The following is a 481-nucleotide window of genomic DNA, read 5'->3' on the forward strand; positions in this document are numbered from 1 at the left end:
CGCTGCCCAGTTGACCGGCGCCGAGTTGGACGAAACCATCGACCTCTCGCTATGCAGCTACGACAAGACCAAAGCCGGAGAGCCTGGCCCGATCGACTTCCCAGTCGACCTTGGCGAAACCCACCTCGTTGGGCTCGGTGCGATAGGCCATGGCTCGCTTTGGGCGCTAGCGAGACAACCCGATCTCAAAGGTCGTCTGCATGTAATCGATCACGAAGCGATCGAACTCTCAAACCTGCAGCGCTACGCATTGGCTGGCCAGGCGGAGATTGGTATGTCCAAAGCGGTTCTTGCAGCCACCGCCCTTAGATCGACTGCCCTTGAGGTCGAGGCGCACCCTCTGACGTGGGCAGAATATGTTGCGCGCCGGGGCAATTGGGTCTTAGACCAAGTGGGTGTGGCGCTTGACACCGCCGCCGACCGTCTGGCTGTCCAAGGTGCACTGCCGCGATGGATCGCAAACGCTTGGACGCAGGAGCAC

At 60.9% G+C, this 481-nt stretch carries 1 protein-coding gene; it reads left to right on the top strand.

Annotated elements, in window-relative coordinates; genetic code table 11:
• Positions 1 to 25: 25 nt before the first annotated feature.
• Positions 26 to 481: ThiF family adenylyltransferase (locus EOD07_RS37005; protein WP_245470651.1), on the top strand; the 456-nt coding region annotated here is incomplete at its 3' end.

The organism is Mesorhizobium sp. M2C.T.Ca.TU.002.02.1.1 (assembly GCF_003997225.1).